Source organism: Alloacidobacterium dinghuense (genome assembly GCF_014274465.1).
In the GTDB taxonomy this organism is placed as follows: Bacteria; Acidobacteriota; Terriglobia; order Terriglobales; family Acidobacteriaceae; genus Alloacidobacterium; species Alloacidobacterium dinghuense.
The window spans coordinates 524,810-549,346 of the sequence record NZ_CP060394.1; the positions used below are offsets into that span (position 1 = coordinate 524,810).

Sequence of the window (24,537 nt, forward strand, 5' to 3'; positions counted from 1 at the left end):
GATCTGCAGTGCGGGCAGGAAGTGGTTCAGCACCTCGCCAAAAAGCGCGCCGAGAGTGGCTCCCACCACCAACATCGGTGCCTCGGCCTGGTATCGACGACCTTGTTAGGACCAGGATGCTACGGTTGAATTGAACGGGTGGCCAAGCGATCGCGGAATCCACCGGTGGTCACCCTCTCTCGCATAGGCTCTCATCCCATCCGGCCCAGGCCGAGCGCATCTTCGACGCATTTTTCACCACCAAGTAGGTTGGCACCGGCATGGATTGGTGATAGCTGTTCGATTATCGAGTCTCAAGGTGGCCGTTTGTGGTTCACTCCTAGTGCCGGGAGAGGGGTTACGGTCAAATTCACTCTGCCGGTTGAAGTATAGAAATCGATTTCGGCAGTCCGAAACTGAAAATGGAAAAAGGGGACAAAATGGCTGATCGGAGCGGATATTCAATATCGATTCAGAAACCTTGGATCCCTGAATGGGCACTGCGATTAAAGCGAGGTTCGCTCCCCAAGAGCCTCCGTAATACGGAGAATTAGCTATACCTTCGCATGATGTTTGGGCTCATTTTAATTGGCTCGTTTTGTTTCTTACCGTCGGGACACGGCTGGGCAGCTGACGAATCAGTCGCAAGAACCGTCGTTCAGGAGGCGAGTATTGATCGCCGACAGATTCGCATGCCCATGATCGACGGCACGGATATTCGCTTCGCTCGCTTCTATACCGTTGAAGGCCCCTCCAAATCAAATACAGGGCCCTTCGCGCAAGATAACCAGGGATTTATTTGGTTCGGCACGCCCTACGGCCTTAACCGATTCGATGGCTACACCTTCAAGGTGTTCGTTCACGACCCCGCAAATCCCAAGAGTATTAGTAGTTCGTACGTCCATGCCTTGTTTACGGACCGCAGTGGGACGCTCTGGGTAGGATGCGATCAGTATTTGAACAGATTCGATAGCGAGAATGAAACCTTTACTCGCTATCCTGTTCCGCACGTGAATCACATTAGCCAGGACAGCCACGGCTTCCTGTGGCTCTCCGCACCAACCGGTTTGTACGCGCTGAGTCCCGCAAACGGCCGTATCCAACGGTATTCCCATGATCCTGCCAATCCGGCCAGCCTTGAAAGCAACGACATCAAATCCAGCGGTGAAGACAGAGAGGGCAGATTCTGGGTCGGCACAAGCGAAGGGCTTGATTTGTTCGATCGAAGTTCCGGAAAGGTCACACTGCATATACCCGTTTACGAGGCTTCCCTATTTCTCTCGTTCTATGAGGATCGGTTTGGGGTGTTTTGGATCTACCACGTTTCTGGAAATCCATTGGTGTTTGATCGGAAGACAAACACTCTGACTCAGTTTTCCTTCGAACAAGAGCCTTCACAAGGCGCGAAATTGACAGGTATTACCGGAATGCTGGAAGACCAGAATGGTGACCTGTGGCTGGCGACCAATGGTGCTGGTCTCCTCAAGTTTGACCGAGGGCATCGACGATTTATTCGTTATCGCCATAGCCTCGGTGATCCCGAGAGCCTGGCTCAAGACAGTGTTCGCAGTATTTTTCAGGACCGCGAGGGGATCATCTGGGCGAGCCTGGGCGGTTTTGGACTGACACGCTTTACGACCAAAAGACTTCCATTCAAACGCTATCGTCACGACTTTGGCAATCCTGCCGATCGAGATGAACCATTCGTAGGTGCTATCCTCGAGGACTCTCAGGGAATCCTGTGGATCGGCACCCATGATGCGCTTCATCGTATCGACAGAAAGAAACAGCAATACAAGGATTTTCACCTTACTGGCCCTGGGAAGGGCACCGATGCCATCACGATCTGTCAAGATCGCTCAGGCTACCTTTGGGTGGGCACCTATGGTCATGGACTATTTCAATTTGACCCCCGAACTAGCCGTTATAAAAATTTCAAACACGACCCTGCAAACCCTCAGACCCTGAGCAATGATATAGTTCCTCGCGTTTTTGTGGACCATACCGGAACGCTCTGGGCAGCTACGAGCGATGGGCTGGATCGTTTCGACTCCGCCGCGAACTCCTTCACAACTTATAGGGTTAGGCCGCAAGCCGAGCACACCTATTACCTGGACATTGCGGAAGATCGTGAAGGAAGACTCTGGCTGGGAACGGAATCTTCTGGGCTCTTGCGGTTCGATCCAGCCACCGGCGAATTCATGGTCTTTCAACGTGACATCGACCGTCCCGGAACATTGAGTAGTAACCGAGTAAATTCGGTGCACTTTGATCATTCGGGCACTATGTGGGTCGGCACTCAGGAAGGACTGGATCGATTCGACCGCGGTACAGGTAGATTTAGCACCCTTTCACAGCGCGACGGCTTGCCCGGCAATGATGTGGCCTGTGTTCTCGAAGATGATCTCGGTGACCTTTGGATGAGCACCGATAACGGAGTGGCGCAGTTCAGTCAGCGAACGCGTTCGGTGCAGAACTATTCCACCGCGGACGGGCTTCCTGGCCCGGATCTAACCGGATGGGGAACATGCTTAAAAAGTAAAACGGGTGAAATGTTCTTTGGCGGATTCAGCGGAGCGACCGCATTCTACCCGAAGGACGTGAGAGATCGCCAATATATCCCTCCTATCTCTCTGACGGACTTCAGGCTCTTCGGCGGTGAAGTAGAGCCTGGCACCAAGTCGCCACTTCACAAATCGATCAACCATACTAACGCAATAACACTTTCACATGAGCAGAACATATTTTCGGTTGGCTTCTCGGCTTTGAGCTACCTGAACCCAACAACGAATCGGTATCGTTACATGCTGGAGGGTCTTGATCGAAGTTGGAATGAAGTTGGAAGCGATCGGCGGTTCGCAACTTATACGACGTTGCCAGCAGGGAAATACACATTTCGCGTTGAGGGTGCTACGAGCCGAGGCCTCTGGGATGAGCCGGGAGCAATTCTCCATATCGAGATTCTGCCAGCGTGGTGGAACACTGAGTGGTTTCGAATTGTGTGCCTTGCCGCCCTGCTTCTGCTCGTAACCGCGATTTATATCCACCGAAGACATTTGAGGGAAGAGGAAAACGAACGAATCGAGAGGCTACGTCAAGCGCAGACGGACCTTGCCCGCGCCAGCAGAGTTATCACTATGGGCGAATTAGCCGCGTCTCTGGCGCACGAAATCAAACAGCCGATTGGAGCGGCCGTCACAAATGCGGAAACGTGCGTACGATTAATCGATCGCGATCAGCCCGATCTGCCGGAGGCGCGCGAAGCTGCCCTGGAGATGGCCAGAGACGCTCGGCGTGCAGCCGACATCATCGAGCATGTTCGTTCCGTGTACCGAAAGGACTCTTCATACGAGGAGATAGTTGACGTAAACGAAGTCATCCGAGAGATGGCCGTGATGCTCCAGAAAGAGGCGAATCGGCATTCGGTTACGATCCGTGCCGATCTCACCGAAGGGCTCCCTAATGTGATGGCCGATCGTGTGCAGCTACAGCAGGCATTGATGAATCTCATGGGCAATGGGATTGAGGCGATGGGGGACACAACCGGTGAGCTCAGCATCAAGTCACAGTTGGGAGAAGACGGTCAAGTGCTGATCTCGGTCAGCGATACCGGTGTGGGGCTGCCCACTGGAAAAGCTGACCAGATCTTTAACGCGTTCTTTACCACCAAGCCACAAGGCACCGGTATGGGACTGGCGATTACTCGTTCCATTGTCGAGTCGCATGGCGGCCGTATCTGGGCCACCGCGAACTTCGGACCCGGGGCAACGTTTCATTTCACGCTGCCCATCAGAGAGGCAGTCTGCAGATGACGTCTGCCGATTCACCTATTGCGATGATCGTCGACGCCCATATCCATGTGTGTGTGTCGCAATCCAGCGTTTATTAAAGGTAGTAGTTTTGCATTTCGAGCCGGACGGAGTTAGGGGGTCAGATCAGGAGTGTACTCCCTGCTTAAGATGTGGACCGCAGTACCGGTCGTTCCGACACACGTGCCATCCACGAGCTTGGTTAACAATCTTCAAACCTAATTCCTTTCGTTCATCGCCAAGCCCGGCGGATAGTGCTCGATTTCGCACATGTCTTGCGACGCACGATATGTCGTGAGATAGACGGCGTCACGATGGGGCGGATAACGAAATATCGTGAGCTGCCTTGAGCGATTCTGACATCCCTCGAGTAAAGCCTATTTGTTCTAAACAGATTAACGATAGGCAGCCAATCAGATTCTTTGGCAAGGCGTGTGCACTCTTCAAAGTCAGTTGCTGAGACATCAACATGCTCAATGCGGTGCAACAACAAAATCTGAGCAACGAGAGTACCCGGTGGACAAAGCACCTCTGATCGGATTCACAGGCGTCATCGTAACCGCGATGAGCACGCAGTTGAATGCGCAGCACTGTCAAGGAAAAATCATAATATTGAAAGGCTCGAGGAGCCATGGATCGGCGTGACAGAGACCAAGGAGGAATTCAAATGAAAAGCGATCCCGATGATGAACCCGGTATTTATCTCTTCTACGCGCTCATCATGTTCGTGGCCTTATTGCTGTAGGTGTGATTGCGGCCGGAATTATGGTCCACGTCACGCTCTATGGGGACAGGAGATGATAAAGTGAACCGCCGTACCATCCGCTTTCTCTTTCTGTTGATCGCCGCATTGTGTCCGGCAGTTACCAGAAGTGCTCAGTCTTTCGGACATAGCCTGCAGCCGACAGCTCTTTACGGCAGAGCTGCGGATGGAAATGGCGCAGCACGGAAGGTAGCCTTCGTTCTGAGCGGCTCTGGTGAACGGTGGCCACTTAGCGTCCACGACGACGGGGTGATTGGCATCGGCTCTTGGCTTTTGCCAGGACGCATTCTCGAGAATCAATTGCAAATGCCCACCCGACTTGAACATTTCGCCGTCGGCGCACTTGTCGCCGCCGGTCTGACGCTCCTTGGGTTCGTCTATTGGAAGCGGCGAGCCCTACGCCGCCGGATCTGGTCATCGCGGATTTCGCCCCAGGAACTTCACGACATGATGAGTAACGGACACAATCCCCTGATCATTGACCTGCGAACTCCGCTTGATATGCTCGCCGATCCTCGGATGATTCCGGGAGCCATTCGCCTCACCCAGGAAGAAATATCCACGGCAGCTTCCACCTTGCCGCACGATTGCGATCTTGTCCTCTACTGCACCTGCCCCAACCAGGAATCGAGCATTGATGTTGCTCTCAAGCTCCGGAACACGGGTCTTACGCGCATACGCCTTCTGTCGGGGGGCTTCCAGGCCTGGAAACAGCTCGGCTTCAAACTCCAGGATGCAAGCGACAAGATTCACTGGCGTCTCTCGTCGGCTTTCAAACACTTTTGAGCGATCTTGCGGCGATGCTTTAGAGCTCAATCACTAAATTCACTGTGACATTTGGCATGAGCTTTGCACCGTCATGAGTCAAGGGCACGGGGATTTCAAATGGAGATTGCAACTATGACTCACACTCAATCTTTCTCGCTTCTGCCGCGAAATGGTCATTCTGCGTATATGTAGTCAGTTGTTGATTGCTGTCGGAATGTGGTTTTAGAATCGCCTCAAAAGGCATCGTCGTCCCTCGTGCTCGGTGTGGACCAATCAAAGCCAATAAGCGCGGTGATGCCCGTGAGGGATCGTCATGCAACTTTCGGGGTATTCCCTCGAGCGTCTTCGTGATGACGGAGAATTCATTCTGTACCGAGCCCATGCGGGGCAACCAGAGCTTCCTCCTGTTCTGTTGCTGGCTCCGGCTTCAACTCGGCCCAGCTCGGAGACACTCAAGAAGATTGATCACGAATACTCTTTAAGGAGCGAACTGGACTCAGCTTGGGCAGTGCGTCCCTTAGCCCTTTCGGAGCGAGACGGGCAGACAAAGCTCGTATTTGAAGATCCTGGCGGCGAAACCCTCGATGGAATCCTTTCGGGGCCGATGGAGATGAGGCAGTTCTTAGGCTTCGCGGTCGGTCTCGCAACAGCTCTTGGCGGTTTGCACGAACGGAAATTGATCCACAAGGATATAAAGCCCACCAATATTCTGGTTAACTCTACGACCGGTCAGGTCTGGCTCACGGGCCTTGGGATCGCTTCCCGCCTTCGGCGCGAGCACCAGGCCCCCGAACCTCCCGAGTTCATCGCCGGAACACTGCCTTACATGGCTCCGGAACAAACCGGGCGGATGAATCGCTCGATCGACTCGCGAAGCGACCTCTATGCCCTCGGAGTCACGCTTTACGAGATGCTGACCGGAAAGCTGCCCTTCACAGCTTCCGATCCGATTGAATGGGTACACTGCCACATCGCAAGGTATCCGGTGCCACCTCATGAACGAGCAGAGGGTGTGCCGGCCTGTGTCTCTGCGATCATCATGAAACTGCTGGCCAAAACTCCCGAGGAACGCTACCAGACTGCGTCCGGGGTGGAGAGTGATCTTCGGCGCTGCCTCGCCGATTGGGAAGCGCACGGCGATATCACGGATTTCACACCCGGCCAGCTCGACGTCCCAGATCGTCCACTAATCCCTGAGAAATTGTACGGGCGAGCACGCGAGATTGAGACCCTGCTTACTGCGTTTGATCGTGTAGTAGCCGGCGGCAGACCGGAGTTGGTACTGGTTTCCGGCTATTCCGGAATCGGCAAATCCGCCGTCGTCAATGAGCTTCACAAACCGCTGGTTCCTCCTCGTGGCCTTTTTGCATCGGGCAAATTCGACCAGTATAAGCGGGATATCCCCTATGCCACGCTCGCGCAGGCCTTTCAGAGTCTTATCCGCCCACTACTTAACAGGAGCGAAGATGAGTTAGGCAGGTGGCGCAACGTCCTTCGTGAGGCGCTCGATCCGAACGCGCAGTTGATCGTCGGGCTGGTCCCGGAACTAAAGGCCATCATTGGAGAACAGCCAGTGGTGCCCGAACTTCCGCAGCAGGACGCCCAGCGCCGGTTCCATCTCGTAATCCGGAGATTTATCAAGGTATTCGCGCGGCCGGAACATCCGTTAGCCCTGTTTCTCGACGATTTGCAATGGCTCGACACTGCGACGTTGGACCTGATGGAGGACCTGCTGGTGCAGCCGGATGTGAAACACTTGCTTTTGATCGGCGCTTATCGGGACAACGAGGTGGACGCCACACATCCGTTGATGCGCAAGTTACAATGCATCCGCCGGGCGGGAGCGTTACTAGATGACATCGTCCTGGCGCCTCTAGCTCGTGAAGACCTGAAGCAGTTGATTGCGGATTCTCTCCATTGTGAACCGTGGCATGTTGGCCCGCTCGTGGAGCTGGTTCATGACAAGACAACAGGCAATCCATTTTTTGCCATCCAGTTCATTTCTGCGCTCTTTGAAGAGGGCTTGCTGACTTTTGATCCTCGCGAACGACGATGGTCTTGGGATCTGAATTGGATTCACGCCAAGGGGTACACCGATAATGTGGTGGACCTCATGGCCCGAAAGTTAACCCGCCTGGTTCCCGAGACCCAGAACGCATTGAAGCAGCTCGCCTGCTTGGGTAACAGTGCGGAATTCACGATGCTACGCGTAGTCTACCGAGACTCCATGGAGCAAATGCATGCTCAACTTCTGGAAGCGGTCAGAGCGGGCTTTATCATGCGCTCGAAAGTCTCCTATCGCTTCCTTCACGATCGCGTTCAAGAGGCAGCGTATTCTCTGATCCCGCAAGAATTGCGCGCAGAGGCGCATCTTCGAATCGGCACGTTGATGGCATCACACACGCCTCCAGAAGAGCTTGAAGAACGAATCTTCGAAATCGTCAACCAACTCAACCGCGGCTCTCACCTGATCACGTCGCGTGCGGAGCGTGAACGCATTGCAGAATTGAACCTCATTGCGGGTAGGCGCGCAAAAATCTCAACCGCGTACGACTCCGCGCTTAAGTACCTTCACACCGCAAGAGGGTTGTTGACAGACGAAACATGGGACGTTAACTACGATCTTGTCTTCTCGATCGAATATCTCCTGGCCGAGTGCGAATTATTGACCACGGATATGGCTGCTGCGGAAAGTAGGCTGTCCATGTTGGCCGAGGAGGCAAAAAACGCCCATGATATCGCCCTCGTCACGCGATTGCGCCTGACGCTCTATACAACCATGGACCGCAGCTATCGCGCCGCGGAGGTCTTTCTTGAATACTGGAGAGTTCGCGGCACGGATTGGTCCGCGCACCCTACTGAGGAGGAAGTACAACGAGAGTACGACCAGATCTGGTTCTTGCTGGGAAACCGTCAGATCGAGGATCTCGTTGAGTTGCCTTTGATAACCGATCAAGAAGTGCTCGATGTTCTCGATGTTTTCACTGAAATCGTGACACCTGCGTTGTTCATTGACGCCAAATTTCTTGCTCTCGTGATTTGTCGGATGGTCACCCTTAGTCTGGAGCATGGCAACTGCGATGGATCGTGTTACGCCTACGTATGGTTGGGTATGCTCGCTGGACCTCACTTCGGAAACTATCAGGCCGGATTCCGGTTTGGGAAGCTTGGCTACGATTTGGTAGAGAAGCGTGGTTTGGTTCGCTATCAAGCCCGCACCTATATGTCTTTTGGAACTCTTATTATTCCCTGGACGAGACACGTCAAGACCGCTCGAGAGCTCCACCGCCGCTGTTTCGTCGCCGCGAACAGGATTGGTGATCTTACTTACGCCGGATACAGCTGCAACACCTTATACACAAATCTCCTTGCGACAGGAGAACCATTAGCGGATGTACAGCGTGAAGCTGAGGCGGGTCTCAAATTTGCGGTTGACATCCGATTCGCACATGTCATAGATACCATCACGGCGCAACTCGGCCTCATCCGGACGCTTCGTGGCTTGACAGCAAGATTCGGGTTGTTCAATGACGAGCGCTTCGACGAGCTTCGGTTCGAGCAGCATTTGGCGAGTGACCCCGTTTTGGCGCTACCCGAGTGTTGGTATTGGATCCGAAAGCTGCAAGCGCGTTTCTTTGCGGGAGACTACCCTTCCGCGATTGAGGCGTCTTTGAATGCAGAACGACTGCTCTGGGCATCGCCCGCCTTCTTCGAGACAGCCGAGTATCAATTTTACAGTGCACTCTCGCGAGCTGCGTCCTTTGATTCCGCGACGCACGACTTGCGCCAGCTGCATTTCGAGGCCCTGGTTGTTCACCAGAAACAGCAGGAGATATGGGCGCAGCATTGCCCGGAGAACTTTGAGAACCGGGCCGCACTGATAGGCGCGGAGATCGCTCGGATTGAAGGCCGCGTGCTCGACGCCGAGCAGCTATATGAACAGGCCATCCGCTCGGCGCACAGCAATGGATTTGTTAATAGTGAGGCGATCGCCTATGAACTCGCCGCGCGGTTCTACGCAGCACGTGGTTTCCAAAAATTCGCAGATGCGTATCTGCTCGAAGCCCGGTACTGCTATCAGCGCTGGGGTGCTGATGGCAAAGTAGCCCAACTGGACCGTTTGTATCCTCAGCTCAAGAAGGAATCGTTGATCTCGACACCGGCAAGCGCAATCCTGGCGCCTACCGAACTCCTAGATCTGGCTACCGTGATGAAGGTCTCACAGGCTGTTTCTGGCGAGATGGTTTTGGAAAAGCTGATCGACAGTCTCATGCGCGCTGCGATCGAGCACGCTGGCGCCGAACGAGGGCTCTTGATCCTTTCACGAGGTGATCAGCTCCAGGTTGAAGCAGAGGCTACCAGCGGCGGAAACGACGTCACGGTGCATCAGCGAGATGCCTCAATCAATGCGGATGTGGTACCTGAGTCTGTTGTTCGCTACGTGATGCGCACGCGAAATGACGTAATTCTCGACGATGCCAGCCTAGGGAACCCGTTTTCCGCCGATTCCTACATCCTTCAGTCTCGCGTGAGATCCATTCTCTGTTTACCGTTGATTAACCAAACAAAAATCACAGGTGTTCTCTATCTAGAAAACAACTTGGCTGCGCGCGTCTTCACGCCTGACCGGATTACGGTGTTGAGGGTACTTGTTTCGCAGGCTTCCATCTCGCTCGAGAATACGCGGCTTTATCGCGATCTTGAAGATCATGAACGGAAAATCCGGCGACTGATCGATTCGAATATCATCGGGATCGTCATCTGGGATCTGGACGGACGACTTATCGATGCCAATGACGCGTTTCTCCGTATTGTGGGGTACGAGCGCGCGGATTTGCAGGCAGGGCTTCGATGGTTCGACATGACACCTCCGGATTGGCAGGAGGTGCACGCTCGCTACGAGGCCGAGGAGCTCAAGGCGACGGGCATGATGCAAGCCCGTGAGAAAGAGTACTTCCGGAAGGACGGCAGCCGTGTGCCTGTGCTGATCGGGGCAGCTTGCTTCGAAGGCCAACCCAACCAAGGAGTCGCCTACATTCTCGATTTGAGCGAGCAAAAGCGAGCCGAGGAAGCTCTGCGGCGGAGCGAGGCTTATCTAGCCGAAGCGCAGAGGCAAACCCACACAGGAAGTTGGGCCATTGATGGCACCAGCAGAGAGACCGTTTACTGGTCTGACGAAATGTTCCGACTCTTCGGCGTCGATCCACAACAGGGCCCACCCACTTGGGAGCAATTCCTGGAGCAGATACACTCAGAAGATCGCGAGAAGGTGAGGTTTGCGAGCGATACGACGTTTCGCACCGAAGTGAATTGGGACGTCGAATTCAGAATCGTGAAGCCTGACGGAGCGGTCAAGCACATTCATGCCATCGGCCATCCTGTCTTGGGTCCCTCTGGGCAGCTTGTTCAAGTGCTCGGCACGATGGTCGATGTTACAGAGCGCACGCTTGCCGAAGAAGCACGCGACAGGCTGCGCCAGCTAGAGGCGGACCTTGCGCATATAACTCGGGTGACTACGATGGGCGAGTTGACCGCCTCGCTCGCGCACGAAATCAAGCAACCAATTGGAGCGGCGGTAACCAACGCGGAAGCGTGTTCTCGACTACTTGATCGAGATCAGCCGGACCTGCCCGAGGCGCGAGAAGCTGCGTCGGCAATGGCCAGAGATACCAGACGTGCAGCCGATATCATCGACCGCGTCCGCTCGCTCTACCAGAAGGGTTCTCCACATCTGTATGTAGTTGATGTGAACGAACTCATCAGAGAGATGGTCACTGTGCTGCACAGTGAGGCGAATCGCCATTCGGTTACGATGCGCACGGATCTTGCCAAAGGGCTCTGCACGGTGCAGGCCGATCGAGTGCAGTTGCAGCAGGCATTGATGAATCTCATGCGCAACGGCATTGAGTCGATGCAGGACACGAGCGGTGAGCTCACCATCAAGTCACAGTTGACCGGGAACTATGAACTGCTGATTTCAATCACGGACTCGGGTGTGGGACTGCCCGCCCAGAACATCGACAAGATTTTTAACGCATTCTTCACTACGAAGTATCAAGGTACAGGTCTCGGACTGCCAATTGCCCGTTCTATTGTCGAGTCACATGGTGGCCGCGTCTGGGCCACCGCTAACTCCGGACCAGGGGCGACGTTTCAGTTTACGCTGCCCATTAGGGAGCCAGCCGGCGGATGACCTCCCCTTATTCAGCTATTGTGATGATCGTCGGCGACGGTACCCACATGTGCGGTAATGCAGCGCCTATTGAAGACGGTAGGACGAAACGAAACACACCGGTACCGGGCCAAGTGATTGGGTATTCCGCAGCCGCAAGCGTCACACTCCGCGTTACGTTCACGCTACCGGAGATACTGAAAACTCAGATAGTTGCACAGTCTCTGCCCTGGTTTTTCGTTGTCTTGCTGCGCGCTCACTACCGGCCCTGGTTCGCACAACCGTCCACGTGGAGTACCTCCCTGGTCATGTTGCATACCTCGGTCAGATAAACGACGGCGTCAGCGACATCACTGACGCTGGAGATCGCACCCATCGATGATAGCGTCTTGAAGAAGTCCTTCGAGGTGTTGGCGTGCATTGGAGTGTCGACAATGCCGAGCCCAACTTCGTTGAAGCGAATGTTTTTTTGCGTACTCGCTCGCAACGCTGCGGGTGACGGCTTCGATACCGCCCTTCGTGATCATCGATACGGACCCCAGTGCGGCCAGCAAATCGGAGTCGATCCTCTGTGATCGCGGTCAGAGCAGGAGCGCGCTCCGTGCTTGGAGGTGCAGGGCATTACGGTCGTTACGGCACCCGCGCGACTTACGATATGTCGTGAGCTAAGGAGGCGCAACGATGGGTAGATGACGAAATGTCGTGAGTTCCCTTTGGCTCGCTCTGACATCCCCTCGCGCTAAGTCTCCTTGTACTACGTAGATCAGCGATAAGCATCCGACCAGATCATTTGGCAATGAATGTGCAACTTCTACGACATCAGGGAATGAGATCCCCGCAGCTCCAGTGAAAGAGGTTCGGCGGATGAATCGGTAATCACAATTTGAGAAGTAGATCACTCACCTCCGAGAGATTCTCGGGCTCAGAGCTCGATTAACGGTTTCCGTCGCTAGAAGCAATCAGAGTTCCTACCCGCATCAGATCGCGCTGTTTCCCTCGATCTGGCAGGGTTGACTGCGATCGGAGATGCAATGAACACGTTCAAGAAACCAATGACAACGCACCCTATCGAAACGGAAGGCCTGGGATCGCAAGAGAACTTCAGAGCCCGTCGCCGGGCTTTCCGCACTCTGCATGAGGCAGGCTGTTTCGTGATTCCGAATCCGTGCGACATCGGCTCTGCACGGTACCTGCAGCAGCTCGGATTCCCCGCGCTGGCGACGACCAGCGCGGGCTTCGCGTTCTCGAAGGGGCTTCCTGACTCCGAAGTTGCGCTCACTTGTGAGCGTAACCTGGCATACATTGCCGATATCGCGGGCGCGGTCGATGTTCCGGTCAATGCGGACTTTGCGTCCGGCTATGGAGAGTCACCGCAAGACGTGGCCGGTAATGTCACACGCTGCATCGCGACCGGCGTCGCGGGACTGTCGATCGAGGATGCAACTGGCGATCCATCGTCGCCGCTTTACGAGCTGCCGCTCGCCGTCGAGCGTGTGCGCGCTGCGCGCGAGGCGATCGATCAGTCCCGTGCCGACGTCCTGCTGACGGCCAGGGCAGAATGTTTCCTTGTTGGCCATCATGATGCGCTTCGCGAGTCGGTCCGGCGTCTGCAGGCATTCGCTGAGGCGGGGGCGGACGTGCTATTCGCGCCCGGCCCCCACGATCCCACAGCGATCAAAGCGCTCGTTGACGCGGTTCGGCCGAAGCCGATCAACGTCCTGGTGGTTCGGGACAGTGGCTTGAGCGTCGCCGACATCGCGGCGCTCGGCGTGCGACGCATCAGTGTCGGCGGCGCGTTGGCGCTTGCTGCATGGACCGGTTTCATGCGCGCAGCGCAGAAGTTGAAGTCGGAGGGGAGTTTCGCAGGCTTCACGAGCTTGGTGTCGTACGCCGACATCAACGGGTTCTTCGTGACCGACTACCGCAGGCGGCAGTCTGATGGGGGGCGATCGGCGGGGTCACCAAGCTGAGTATTCAAGGAGGCGACAGATGACAAGAGTGGATTACACCAAAGTGGCACCGGGGAGCGTAAAGGCAGTGTAACGCCCTCGAGTTCGTCAAGCGGTTCACATAAACCGGATCTCTCATCAGACCCCTAGGCTACGTGGAGGTGCGGTATGAAGAAGAACGAATTTCGAATCAGCGAAGGTGGGTGCGTCGACGTTCCGCTCGCACTTTGCTGTCCAAAGCGAGTGACGTGTGACTGAGACCGCACGCTCGACGCTGCTCTCAAACGCCGCGAATGCAGCGCTCATGTTTCCGGTGTTGAGTTCTGCGCAGATTGCACGGATTGCTTCGCACGGAGTGATTCGTCCAATCACCCGCGGCGAAGTGTTGATCGAGAATGGCCAAACCAACGTGCCGTTCTTTGTAGTGAAGGCCGGTGAGATCGAGGTCATTCGCCCATCGGCACTGGACGAGATTCTGGTCGCGATTGTCGGGCCGGCTCAGTTCACCGGTGACATCAGCATGATCCTCGGTCGCCCCGCGCAGATGCGCCTCCGTGTGAGTGACTCTGGCGAAGTCGTCCAACTGACACGCGACCAGATGCACGCCCTCATTCAAACCGACGCCGAAATCAGCGAAGTGCTGATGAGAGCGTTGATCCAACGACGGGTCGCGGTGGTTGCGCAGGGGATCGGTGACGTGCTGCTCATCGGCTCCGTCGGGTCCAGGGCAACGCTACGAATCAAACAATTCTTAACGCGCAATGGCCACCCCTTCAAGTACCTCGATCTTGATCGGGACGTCGATGTACGGCAATTGCTCGATCGCTTTCACGCGGAGCCGGCGGAGATACCTGTCGTGATCTGCCGCGATGAGGCGGTGTTGAAGAATCCCAGCAATCAGGAGATCGCCGACTGTCTCGGCTTCAATATGGGGATCGATCGCACCCAGCGGCGCGATGTCGTCATCGTTGGCGCCGGACCAGCGGGTCTTGCGGCCGCCGTTTACGCGGCTTCCGAGGGACTCGATGTGCTGGTTATCGAGGCGAGCTCGCCTGGAGGACAAGCGGGCTCGAGCTCGAGAATCGAGAACTACCTTGGATTTCCAACAGGGATTTCAGGGGGAGAGCTGGCCGGACGCGCCTACGCCCAGGCACAGAAGTTTGGCGCCGAGGTCATGATCGCGAAAGGCGCCGCGGAGTTGGCCTGCGAACACAACGCCTACGGCGTGAGACTCGACGACGGCGTGACCATCCCGGCTCGCACAGTGGTCATTGCCACTGGGGCTCGATACCGTAGGCCGTCGCTCGCGAATCTCGGTCAGTTCGAAGGTGTGGGTGTCTACTACAACGCGACTTTCATGGAAGCGCAGCTCTGCGACGGCGATGAAGTCATAGTCGTAGGCGGAGCGAACTCGGCCGGCCAGGCCGCGTTGTTTCTGGCGCAGACGGTGAGACGCGTGCATCTGCTCGTCCGCTCCAGCAGTCTTTCGGCGAGCATGTCGCGATACCTGATTCGGCGTATCGAGGAGACCCCAACAATCCAGATCAAGACGAGAACCGAAATCGTGGCTCTTGAGGGAAACGGACATCTAGAGCGTGTGCGGTGGCGCGACGGCACGGGCGCGGTAACGAATCAAAATATTAAGCACGTATTCTTGATGACGGGCGCAGAAGCCAACACCGGTTGGCTGAATGGCCGTGTCGCGCTCGATACGAGAGGTTTTATCAAGACCGGATGGGACCTCACGCAGGAAGATCTCGCCGCTGCCCATTGGCCGCTCGACCGCTCACCATATCTGCTCGAAACCTCACTTCCGGGCGTGTTCGCCGTGGGTGACGTTCGGTGCGGCAATGTCAAACGCGTGGCATCGGCAGTCGGTGAAGGATCGATCGCGGTTTCGTTTGTCCATCGCGCGCTTGACCGCGCGATTTGATTTGCACTCTTTGTAATCGAACGAACAATTGTGAGCACTCTGATGACCGGAAGCTGATGAAGATTGAGACTGCGCGGCTACTATTTCCGTATCTTCACCACGCTTAACGAAAACGCTGAAATCTAAGCCTGAACGAGGCAACGCTAAAATGGAAGGGCTCATGAATCAATGCGCCACATCGGTCCCAAATCACTGCCCAACCCAGGCGCGAGCCGGAGTGGCAATCGATGCATCGCTGAACCCCTCAATGTATGCTCGGATGTTTCCCGAGTTGCCGTCTTTTCAGGCCGACGAGCAATTCCTTCACGCACTCGGTCGTGGGGGCGGTCTCTGCGATTGCGGTGACGTCGATGACTCCCCCTCCTCTCTGGGGGACACTGCGGCTGGTTGGCCTATCTTCGGCCAATTCGTGGCTCACGACATAACAGCTGACCGCTCCATTTTGCGATCTCATACCCAAACTGCAGAATTACGCAATGCACGCAGCCCGCAACTCAACCTTGAATGCCTATATGGTGACGGGCCGACCGGTCATCCATTCCTCTACCGGCGTGACGATCCAGCGAAGTTCCTGCTTGGCTTGGACGAAGCGGACCTCCAACGAAATTCAGAAGGCATCGCGATTATCAGTGACCCGCGCAACGATTCGCACATGCTCATGTCGCAACTGCATCTCGCCATGCTCAAGGCACACAACGCGTTTGTCGATGAAGCTCGGCTCGCGGGAGTAGCGAACGATCGCGTGTTTGAAGAAGCGGCTCGGCAGATGCGGTGCCACTATCAATGGATTGTTCTCAACGAATTTCTACCTACGCTCGTCGGGCGGTCGCTTGCAGACGAGGTGCTTCGAGAAGGCCCGCAATGGTTTCGCTCGAGTCATGGCGCATTCATACCGCTCGAGTTTGCTGACGCAGCCTACCGGTATGGCCACTCTCAGATTCGCCACCGCTACCAATTGAACTTGCATAGTGATCCCATACCGCTCTTTCCTGATCTCCTGGGATTCCGTGAGGTACCGCGTCAGCGCACGGTCGACTGGAGGCTGTTCTTCGACGCGCCCGGTTCGACATCCGCCCAGCGATCCAAGAAGATCGATGGAAAGCTTGTGCGAGCACTCATTAAGTTGCCAGTAGCCGTCACCGGTGAGTGCGAGATCGAAGACTATCATTCACTCGCCGTGCGCGACCTGCAACGGGGACAAGGTGTCGGGCTACCGTCTGGCGAGGCCGTAGCCCGCCATATCGGAATCGCGCCGCTCAACGCGGAGCAGGTCGGCCTCGCTCCCATGGGTTGGCGTGGTGAAACTCCTTTGTGGTACTACGTTCTCCGCGAAGCTGACGTCTGTACGGGTGGTCATCGTCTTGGTCCAGTTGGCGGCCTGATCGTGGCAGAGGTTTTGATCGCACTTATCGATGCAGACGCGACATCGTTTCGCCGGAGCCATGAGGAATGGCGGCCTCGAAAAAGACTTACCGAGTTGCTGGCCCCTTAATGGCGAACGAGACTGTTGCGCTCCTCGGTGAAGCGCGCCAAACTATTTTGCCGCAGTACAAAGACCCCGTTAACCTAATGAATGTGACGAACGGTGGCACGCTGTCGTTCCTTGGGCTCCTACGCTGTTTCGGTCTTTTTTGCCATGAATTTTTCCGAGTTCCAAACGACTGACCCCGAATCGGCAATGCGGGCTATTCGACGAAATCCAGAACGATTGACCGATGTCGTAAGGTTCTTTGCCCGGAACACAACCCGTCAGAGGAGATTCGACCTCTGGCTCTGGTCTTGGCTCGTATTTCTCTGCGTTCCCCTTTACGGGATTGACCGTGATCGCAGCCTCAACCAGCTCTACCACACTGCCTGGACCCATCTGGAAGGAGCGCCGGGTGAGGTACGCGCGTTGGCCCAAACCGCGGACGGCTATTTGTGGCTAGGGACTGCAACTGGATTATTTCGTTTCGATGGAATTCGATTCGAACCCTACAAACCGCAATCCGGGCAGGCCTTTCCCCAACGTAGCATTTCCTCTCTATTCGCCGAGCCAGACGGCGGCCTATGGGTGAGTTATTGGTACGGAGGGGCCAGTTTCATTAAGAATGGGACAGTGACCGAGTACGGGAAGGAGGAGGGGCTTCCTTCCCGTCCAGTGTTGGCCTTCGCGCGTGACCGGAAAGGGGTATTTTGGATAGCAGCAGGGAAAGATGGGCTCGCTCGACTCGAGGGCTCACGTTGGAGAAAGATTGGTCCTGAATTAGGTTTCGCAGGACCAGCCAACACCGTTTTCGTAGATCACACCGGCACGGTTTGGGTGGGGACGCCGACCAGTGTCGTATATCTCATGGAGGCGGGAAACCGTTTTCAGATAGCTGCACAGGGCTTGGCAGCTGTCTATAATTTTGCCGAATCGCCAGACGGCAAATTGTGGATGGCCGAAACGGGCTACGGGGTACGGGCTGTTCCGTTGCCAGCAAAAAGTCATGGAAAGCCGAGCCCGGCAATCTTTGTGGGATCTCAGGCAATCACATTTGACAAGCAAGGAAGTCTTTGGATTACCAGCTTGGGCGGTGGAATCCGTCGAGTTCCGTATCCCGAGCATCTGCATCAAACGCAGACAATAAGTCCGTCTGCGTGGCAGTTCCACAATTCCGAGATCGAGGCGTTCACGCAAAAGGATGGTCTTACAAGCGATTACATATATAGCGTGCTCGAGGACCGCGAGGGCAACGTATGGATCGGCGCGAGCGGCGGATTAGATCGATTCCGTGAGAGTCCCGTCGTTTCAGTGCCTCTTCAGCCAATTTCTTACCGTGGTGCTTTGCCGATCCCATCATTGCACTCTTTTACAACGAGCGCGCTGGCAGTGGGCGACCAAGGGTCGCTTTGGGCTGCCGGTGTGGGACCTCAGCTCCTGCTGAAGATTCAAAAGGACAGCATCGCGACGCAACTGCGCGACCATCCGGCTGAATGCGCCTATCGTGATTCAAATGGAGTTGTCTGGTTCGCGACGCCCTATTCCGTTTTCCGTCTTTCAGACGAGCGTTTGGACGCGATTGGTCTGAAGCAAGGAGCAATTACTTATAACTACGATGGCGCCGAGCCTGATGGGCAGGGACTGACACTGCGCCGCCGCGATTTGCCAACAGCAGGTGGGATCACTCCGAATCCCCGACCGCGCGTTAAAGCTCTCACTGAGGACTCTTTGGGCAGGCTGTGGATATCGATGGAGTCCGGAACCTTTCGATTAGAGCGGGCCGGTTGGACAAGCCTCGAGAGCTTGGGAGGTCCGCAGGGCACCGCAACTGCAGAGTTCACTGATTCGCAGGAGCGAATATGGTTCGGGTTCGCGAATATGGTCGCGATGCTGGACGGAGACGGAGTCAGGATTTTTTCTGGGAAGGACGGCGTTCAAGTCGGAGCCGTTACATCGATCCAGGGCAAAGGAACGAAGATTTGGATTGGTGGCGAGTTGGGATTAGAGTTTTTTGATGGCAGCCGTTTTCACCCAGTACATCCATCGGATGGCAGCGCCTTAGGCGGCGTTTCAGGAATCGTTGTCGCTCCTGAAGATGGCTTATGGTTTTCAGAAAATCGGGGAATCATTCACATTCCCGAAGCTCAGCTTCGACAGGTGGGCTCCAGTAAAGTGGAATTCGAGACCTTCGGTTTCCTAGACGGGTTGACCGCAGACCTCAGGGGCCCCCTCTCTTCACCGTCGGCTGTACAAACAACAGACGACCGCATCTGGTTCGCCACAACAAATGGGGTAGCTTGGATCAATCCGAAGCGTATCGTACGGAACGCAGTGCCTCCGCCAGTATTGATCGAGTCTGTTATTGCTGACGGTAGGAAATACGGGATCTCAACTTCTTTGAAGTTGCCGCCACGAGCTGGAGATGTGCAAATCGCCTATACGGCTACAAGTCTCACTGTTCCCGAACGGGTTCGCTTTCGCTATAGGCTTGAAGGACAAGATAAGGAGTGGCAGGATGCAGGAACGCGCCGGGAGGCTTTCTACACAAACCTCGATCCGGGACCTTATCACTTCCGTGTGATCGCATGTAACAACGACGGGGTCTGGAATGAAGCTGGAACAGTGCTGGATTTTGTTGTGCTGCCGGCGTTCTACCAAACGGTCACATTCAGAATTCTCTGTGTCCTCGCCCTAGTGGCGGTTTTGTGGTCGCTCTACCTGCTGCGGGTCCGCAGCATCGAGCAACGTCATCTCGAACGCAATCGCGCTGAAGAAATGCTTCGGCACGCCCGGGCAGAGCTTGCACACATGAACCGAGTGAGTACCATGGGCGAACTGACCGCCTCGCTGGCGCACGAAATCAAACAGCCGATTGGGGCGGCTGTCGCAAATGCGGAAGCGTGCTTGCGACTACTCAATCGTAATCAGCCCGATCTGCCGGAGGCACGCGAAGCTGCCATGGAGATGGCGAGAGATGCTCGGCGTGCAGCCGATATCATCGACCATGTCCGATCTTTGTTCCGAAAGGATTCGTCACACCAGGAAATAATTGACCTAAACGAAGTCATCCAAGAGATGGTTGTGATGCTCCAGAAAGAGGCAAATCGACATTCCGTTACGATGCGTACCAATCCTTCCGAAGGACTTCCCAAGGTGATGGCGGATCGTGTGCAGATACAGCAGGCATTGATGAATCTCATGCTCAATGGGATTGAGGCCATGGGGGACACGAGCGGCGAGCTCAGCATCAACTCGCAGTTGAGGGACGACGGTCAAGTGCTGATCGCGGTCAGCGATACCGGCGTGGGGCTGCCCACTGAAAACGCCGACGAGATCTTTAATGCGTTCTTTACCACCAAGTCGCAAGGCACCGGTCTGGGCTTGGCGATCACTCGTTCCATTGTCGAGTCGCATGGCGGCCGTATCTGGGCCACCGCGAACTCCGGACCCGGGGCAACGTTTCAATTTACGCTGCCGATCAGACAGGCAGGAGCTGCATGACCTCTCCCGATACTCCTACTGTGTTCATTGTTGATGATGATGCCCGCATGCGCGCGGCCACGCAGCGTTTATTAAGGACAGTAGGTTTGCATTCCGAGTCGTTTGCTACGCCGGAGGATTTTCTACGGCGCAAGCTTCCAGATGGTCCCAGTTGCCTTTTGCTAGACGTGCGACTCCCTGGAATGAGTGGTTTGGAGGTCCAACACAAATTAATTGAAGCGGGAGCGCAGATCCCTATCATTTTCATCACGGGCCATGCAGACATCCCAATGACTGTGAAAGCAATGAAGTCAGGAGCAGTGGAATTTTTGCCAAAGCCTTTCCGGGATCAGGATCTGATAGATGCGATTCAGCTGGCTCTGAAGCGTGACAGCGAAACAAGGCGACAGCAGAACGAGATTGCGGAATTGAAAGCACGCTACGCGAAGTTGACCGCACGCGAGCGCGAGGTAATGCGACTGATAGTTTCAGGTATGCTCACAAAACAGATCGCCTCGACACTTGGTACGACCGAAATCACTGTGACGGTGCAGCGTGGGCAAGTAATGCACAAGATGCAAGCCAACTCCCCCGCTGAACTGGGAAGAATGGCAGAAAAGCTTAAGCTGCCGACAACGGCTAGCCCAAACGGCTGAGGACCTTTCCCAACTCGCTTTACTCGATCGCCTTTATACATACATATCGGTACCCTTATCACAATCCATAATTGCGTTCGACGGATAACTGATCAATCCTGTACCTGTATGGCTAGAGAGAGGCAGGAAAAAATGGTTGCAGTTATCGAAGACGACGAATCGTATCGAGTCGCCGTCCAACGTTTGCTGAAGTCGACAGGCTTTTCAGTGCAATCGTTCGCCTCTGCGGAGGATTTCTTGAATTCTGGCCAGCAACACGAAACTGGGTGTCTGATCAGTGATATCAGAATGCCGGGGATGTCAGGGCTAGAGCTCCAGTCCAAGCTGAATTCTGATCATTGCCGGATCCCGACCATCTTCATCACCGCACACGGCGACGAAAAGATGCGCCTGCAGGCAATGCGAGGCGGTGCCGTGAAATTTCTCGCGAAGCCTTTTGACGGCGAAACTCTACTTGAGGCTGTTCGAGTGGCCCTGAACGGTTGAGAGCTGATCCTTGTTGCCGGCACAGACTTAGTGGAAGGTATTTGTGAGCTCTCTCACGAGACTTCGGTGTGACGAACAAGACGAGAGAGACCGCGAATTTGCCCAAATCGTAGGCAGTAGCACTGCTCTGGAGTCTGTACTCGCCGAAGTTGAGCGCGTAGCACCAACTGATTCCACCGTGCTGGTCCTGGGAGAAACCGGTACAGGCAAAGAGTTGATCGCGCGCGCTATTCACAACATAAGCTCACGCTATGGACATCCATTCGTGAAGTTAAACTGCGCAGCCATTCCCTTCGATCTGTTGGAGAGTGAGTTGTTTGGGCACGAGAAAGGTGCCTTTACGGGGGCCGTAGCACAAAGAGTGGGCCGCTTCGAAATGGCTGATACCGGCACTCTCTTCCTAGACGAAATCGGAGACTTACCGCTAGCCCTGCAACCGAAACTCTTGCGCGTTTTACAGGAGCAGGAGTTCGAGCGGCTGGGCGGCGGCCGCACACATCGCATCAACATCCGTCTCTTGGCTGCCACTCATCGCGACCTGGAGCAAATGGTCGCACGCGATGAATTCCGCGGCGATCTTTACTATCGGCTGAATGTATTTCCTGTCGCAATACCGCCCCTTCGCGAGCGCCGGGATGACATACCTCAGCTGGTCCTGCACTTCGTAGAGGAGTTCTCCAGGCGTATGGGGAAGCGAATTGAGCATATACCAGAAACAACAATGAATGCATTCTCTACATACCATTGGCCCGGCAATGTGCGAGAACTCCAGAACCTGGTTGAACGCGCCGTGATCCGATCGGATAATGGAGTGCTTCCGAACCCGCTGTCGACATCACAGTCCTCTTGGAGCTCTGCCCTCAAACTCGGGGCGGATCCTCTATCGGCGGAGGAATCTGGCAGGAGAATAGAAGCGGAAATTATGTCCGAGCCGCGGTCCATGGATTCACTCGAGGATGTACAACGCCAACATATTCTGCGAGTGCTCGAGAGAACCGGCTGGGTGATCAGCGGACCTAACGGCGCTGGAGCTATTCTCAATGTCCATCCCAATACACTTCGCAGTCTGATGAGCAGGCTGGGGATTCGGCACCAGGAAGTGCCACGCACTCGACGTGAGTTTTCTCAGCCGGTGCCCGACGCGTGTCCTGACTAAGGCCATCCTCAAGTTCGACAATCTTGCGACGATCCGCTGTGACCATGGTCCGGAGATATCCAGTCGCCATTTTCTGGCATGGACAATCGAGCAAACGACCGACGTGGTCCACATCGGCCCTGGCATGCCCACGGCGAACTCCTTTATAGGAAGCGTCAATAGAAGATCCGTGACGAGTGTTTGAATACCGGCAGGTTCTGGATCTTTTCGATGCGCGCCAGGATATCGGAATCTTGTGCCCGGGCTCATGGGCCTCACTCCGCGCTGAGCTACAAACACAGCACGAGTTGAACTGCGGTGAATAGTTGCTTGCCGTCCTCAGTGAGCACCATGGTTGAGAACCAACCACCGCGTCAAGACAACCATGACGGTTTCCGCTTTGCCCCGGCGGCAGCTATCGCCCAATTCCGCACGTCTTTTGCGACGCACGATATGTCGTGAGAGAGAGGGCGTCACGATGGGCGGATGACGAAATGTCGTAAGTTGTCTTGAGCGCTTCTGATCATCCACTCGCGCCAGGTTCCTTTGTTCCAGCCAGATAGCCGTTAGCAGCGATGTGCATTCGTTTGGCAAGGCGTGTGCATTCTTTTAAGGCATTAGGAAATGAGAACCACAACTCATAAGGCAGGAGAAAGCTAGCGATGAAAAAGATTCTGTTCATATTGTTCCTGGCATGCAGCCCGCTGATTGCACAGGATGCAAAGGTGACCCCGCTTATGTCGAAGGATTTGGCGGACTACAGTGGTAAAGAAGGCCTGATGATCAACGTCGAATATCCGCCAGGCGCTTCGGACCCCATTCATCGGCACAATGCTCATGCGTTTCTCTACGTGCTCGAGGGATCCATCGTAATGCAGGTCAAAGGTGGAAAGCCTGTCACCCTGACACCTGGACAGACCTTCTATGAAGGTCCTAATGACATTCACGTTGTTGGTCGCAATGCCAGCAATACCAAACCAGCCAGATTCATCGTTTTCCTGCTCAAAGACAAAGATGCGCCTGTTCTGATTCCGGTCAAGTAGGTTTGGCGGATGCATCGCTAACCACAACTTGAGAAGTAAATACTCATCTCCGATAGATCTCGGACTCAACCTGCTCGATTGCGGGCATCACGAAAGGACAGTCATGAAAATCGTAGTCATCGGCGGCACTGGACTCATAGGATCAAAGCTCGTCAAGAAGCTTCGTGAGCACGGGCACGAAGCGGTAGCGGCATCACCCAATACCGGCGTCAACACGCTGACTGGTGAGGGATTGGCCGAAGCGCTGAAGGGTGCATCGGTAGTCGTAGACGTATCCAATGCCCCCGTATGGGAAGACGCGGCTGTGCTGAATTTCTTTGAGACGTCAACCCGTAATCTTCTTGCCGCTGAAACAGTTGCAGGTGTGAAACATCACGTTGCGTTGTCGGTCGTAGGAACCGAACGTCTGCTCGAAAGCGGCTACTTCCGTGCAAAGATCGCTCAGGAAAAGCTGATCAAAGCTTCATCCATCCCTTACTCGATCGTCCGCGCGACGCAGTTTTATGAATTCGTCAAGGGCATTGCCGATTTCTCCACCAAGGGCAACGAGGTGCACCTGCCCACTGCACTTATCCAACCTATGGCCGCTGACGATGTCGCGAGTGCAGTAGGCCGAATTGCGACGAGTTCACCGGTGAATGCCATCGTGGAAGTGGGTGGGCCGGAACAATTCCGCCTCGATGAACTTATCCGGCACGGCCTGGCCGCATACAAGGACCCGCGAAAAGTTGTCGCTGACCCGCAGGCAACGTACTACGGCACAAAGCTGACTGAACGCGCACTCGTTCCCGAAAGCAACGCAAGTCTTGGCAAGATCCGATTCGACGAATGGCTTGCCCAACCTGTTTCGGCTTAAAAAAGTAGTCTTCTTTGTTTTCGGAGCCGGCACGCGAAGCGTA

General features: G+C 55.2%; 12 protein-coding genes. All 12 read left to right on the plus strand.

All coding sequences use genetic code 11. From position 1 onward, the window contains the following. Positions 1–671 precede the first annotated feature (671 nt). The 12 genes from H7849_RS02155 to H7849_RS02210 all read left to right on the plus strand — a co-directional run bounded on the left by H7849_RS02155 (position 672) and on the right by H7849_RS02210 (position 24,494). Entirely contained in the window at positions 672–3,791 is a 3,120-nt protein-coding gene (locus tag H7849_RS02155) for a two-component regulator propeller domain-containing protein (RefSeq protein WP_186743785.1), read from the plus strand. An 802-nt stretch (positions 3,792–4,593) separates the two neighbouring features. Then, positions 4,594–5,337, plus strand: coding sequence for a rhodanese-like domain-containing protein (locus H7849_RS02160; RefSeq protein ID WP_186743786.1), 744 nt, complete (start codon positions 4,594–4,596; stop codon positions 5,335–5,337). Between the two features lie 295 nt (positions 5,338–5,632). Beyond that, on the plus strand, positions 5,633–11,512 hold the full coding sequence (locus H7849_RS02165; RefSeq protein ID WP_186743788.1) for an ATP-binding sensor histidine kinase: 5,880 nt from the start codon (positions 5,633–5,635) through the stop codon (positions 11,510–11,512). A 1,031-nt stretch (positions 11,513–12,543) separates the two neighbouring features. Then, positions 12,544–13,461 carry an isocitrate lyase/PEP mutase family protein gene (locus H7849_RS02170; RefSeq protein ID WP_186743789.1) on the plus strand — a complete coding sequence of 306 codons (918 nt, stop codon included), beginning with the start codon at positions 12,544–12,546 and terminating at the stop codon, positions 13,459–13,461. Between the two features lie 229 nt (positions 13,462–13,690). Next, positions 13,691–15,373, plus strand: coding sequence for an FAD-dependent oxidoreductase (locus tag H7849_RS02175; protein WP_251106547.1), 1,683 nt, complete (start codon positions 13,691–13,693; stop codon positions 15,371–15,373). 160 nt (positions 15,374–15,533) lie between these two features. After that, positions 15,534–16,865, plus strand: a complete 1,332-nt coding sequence (locus H7849_RS02180) for a peroxidase family protein (RefSeq protein ID WP_186743791.1) — start codon at positions 15,534–15,536, stop codon at positions 16,863–16,865. Positions 16,866–17,081: 216 nt separating this feature from the next. Next, on the plus strand, positions 17,082–20,339 hold the full coding sequence (locus H7849_RS02185) for a two-component regulator propeller domain-containing protein (protein ID WP_186743793.1): 3,258 nt from the start codon (positions 17,082–17,084) through the stop codon (positions 20,337–20,339). Next, on the plus strand, positions 20,336–20,974 hold the full coding sequence (locus tag H7849_RS02190; protein ID WP_186743795.1) for a response regulator transcription factor: 639 nt from the start codon (positions 20,336–20,338) through the stop codon (positions 20,972–20,974). The genes H7849_RS02185 and H7849_RS02190 overlap by 4 nt, the downstream gene beginning before the upstream one ends. Positions 20,975–21,106: 132 nt before the next feature. Continuing rightward, complete coding sequence (locus H7849_RS02195) at positions 21,107–21,460, plus strand: response regulator transcription factor (protein ID WP_186743797.1); 354 nt, start codon at positions 21,107–21,109, stop codon at positions 21,458–21,460. Between the two features lie 43 nt (positions 21,461–21,503). Continuing rightward, positions 21,504–22,616, plus strand: coding sequence for a sigma-54 interaction domain-containing protein (locus H7849_RS02200; RefSeq protein WP_186743799.1), 1,113 nt, complete (start codon positions 21,504–21,506; stop codon positions 22,614–22,616). Between the two features lie 641 nt (positions 22,617–23,257). Continuing rightward, positions 23,258–23,638: a cupin domain-containing protein gene (locus H7849_RS02205; protein ID WP_186743801.1), complete on the plus strand. Its 381-nt coding sequence runs from the start codon at positions 23,258–23,260 to the stop codon at positions 23,636–23,638. A 103-nt stretch (positions 23,639–23,741) separates the two neighbouring features. Then, positions 23,742–24,494 carry an SDR family oxidoreductase gene (locus H7849_RS02210; RefSeq protein WP_186743803.1) on the plus strand — a complete coding sequence of 251 codons (753 nt, stop codon included), beginning with the start codon at positions 23,742–23,744 and terminating at the stop codon, positions 24,492–24,494. Positions 24,495–24,537: the final 43 nt, after the last annotated feature.

Excerpts from the sequence above, each read along its gene's own strand:
- H7849_RS02210 (WP_186743803.1), top strand. The coding sequence starts at position 23,742 with ATGAAAATCGTAGTCATCGGCGGCACTGGACTCATAGGATCAAAGCTC.
- H7849_RS02205 (WP_186743801.1), top strand. The coding sequence starts at position 23,258 with ATGAAAAAGATTCTGTTCATATTGTTCCTGGCATGCAGCCCGCTGATT.
- H7849_RS02170 (WP_186743789.1), top strand. The coding sequence starts at position 12,544 with ATGACAACGCACCCTATCGAAACGGAAGGCCTGGGATCGCAAGAGAAC.
- H7849_RS02190 (WP_186743795.1), top strand. The coding sequence starts at position 20,336 with ATGACCTCTCCCGATACTCCTACTGTGTTCATTGTTGATGATGATGCC.
- H7849_RS02180 (WP_186743791.1), top strand. The coding sequence starts at position 15,534 with ATGAATCAATGCGCCACATCGGTCCCAAATCACTGCCCAACCCAGGCG.
- H7849_RS02195 (WP_186743797.1), top strand. The coding sequence starts at position 21,107 with ATGGTTGCAGTTATCGAAGACGACGAATCGTATCGAGTCGCCGTCCAA.
- H7849_RS02155 (WP_186743785.1), top strand. The coding sequence starts at position 672 with ATGCCCATGATCGACGGCACGGATATTCGCTTCGCTCGCTTCTATACC.
- H7849_RS02165 (WP_186743788.1), top strand. The coding sequence starts at position 5,633 with ATGCAACTTTCGGGGTATTCCCTCGAGCGTCTTCGTGATGACGGAGAA.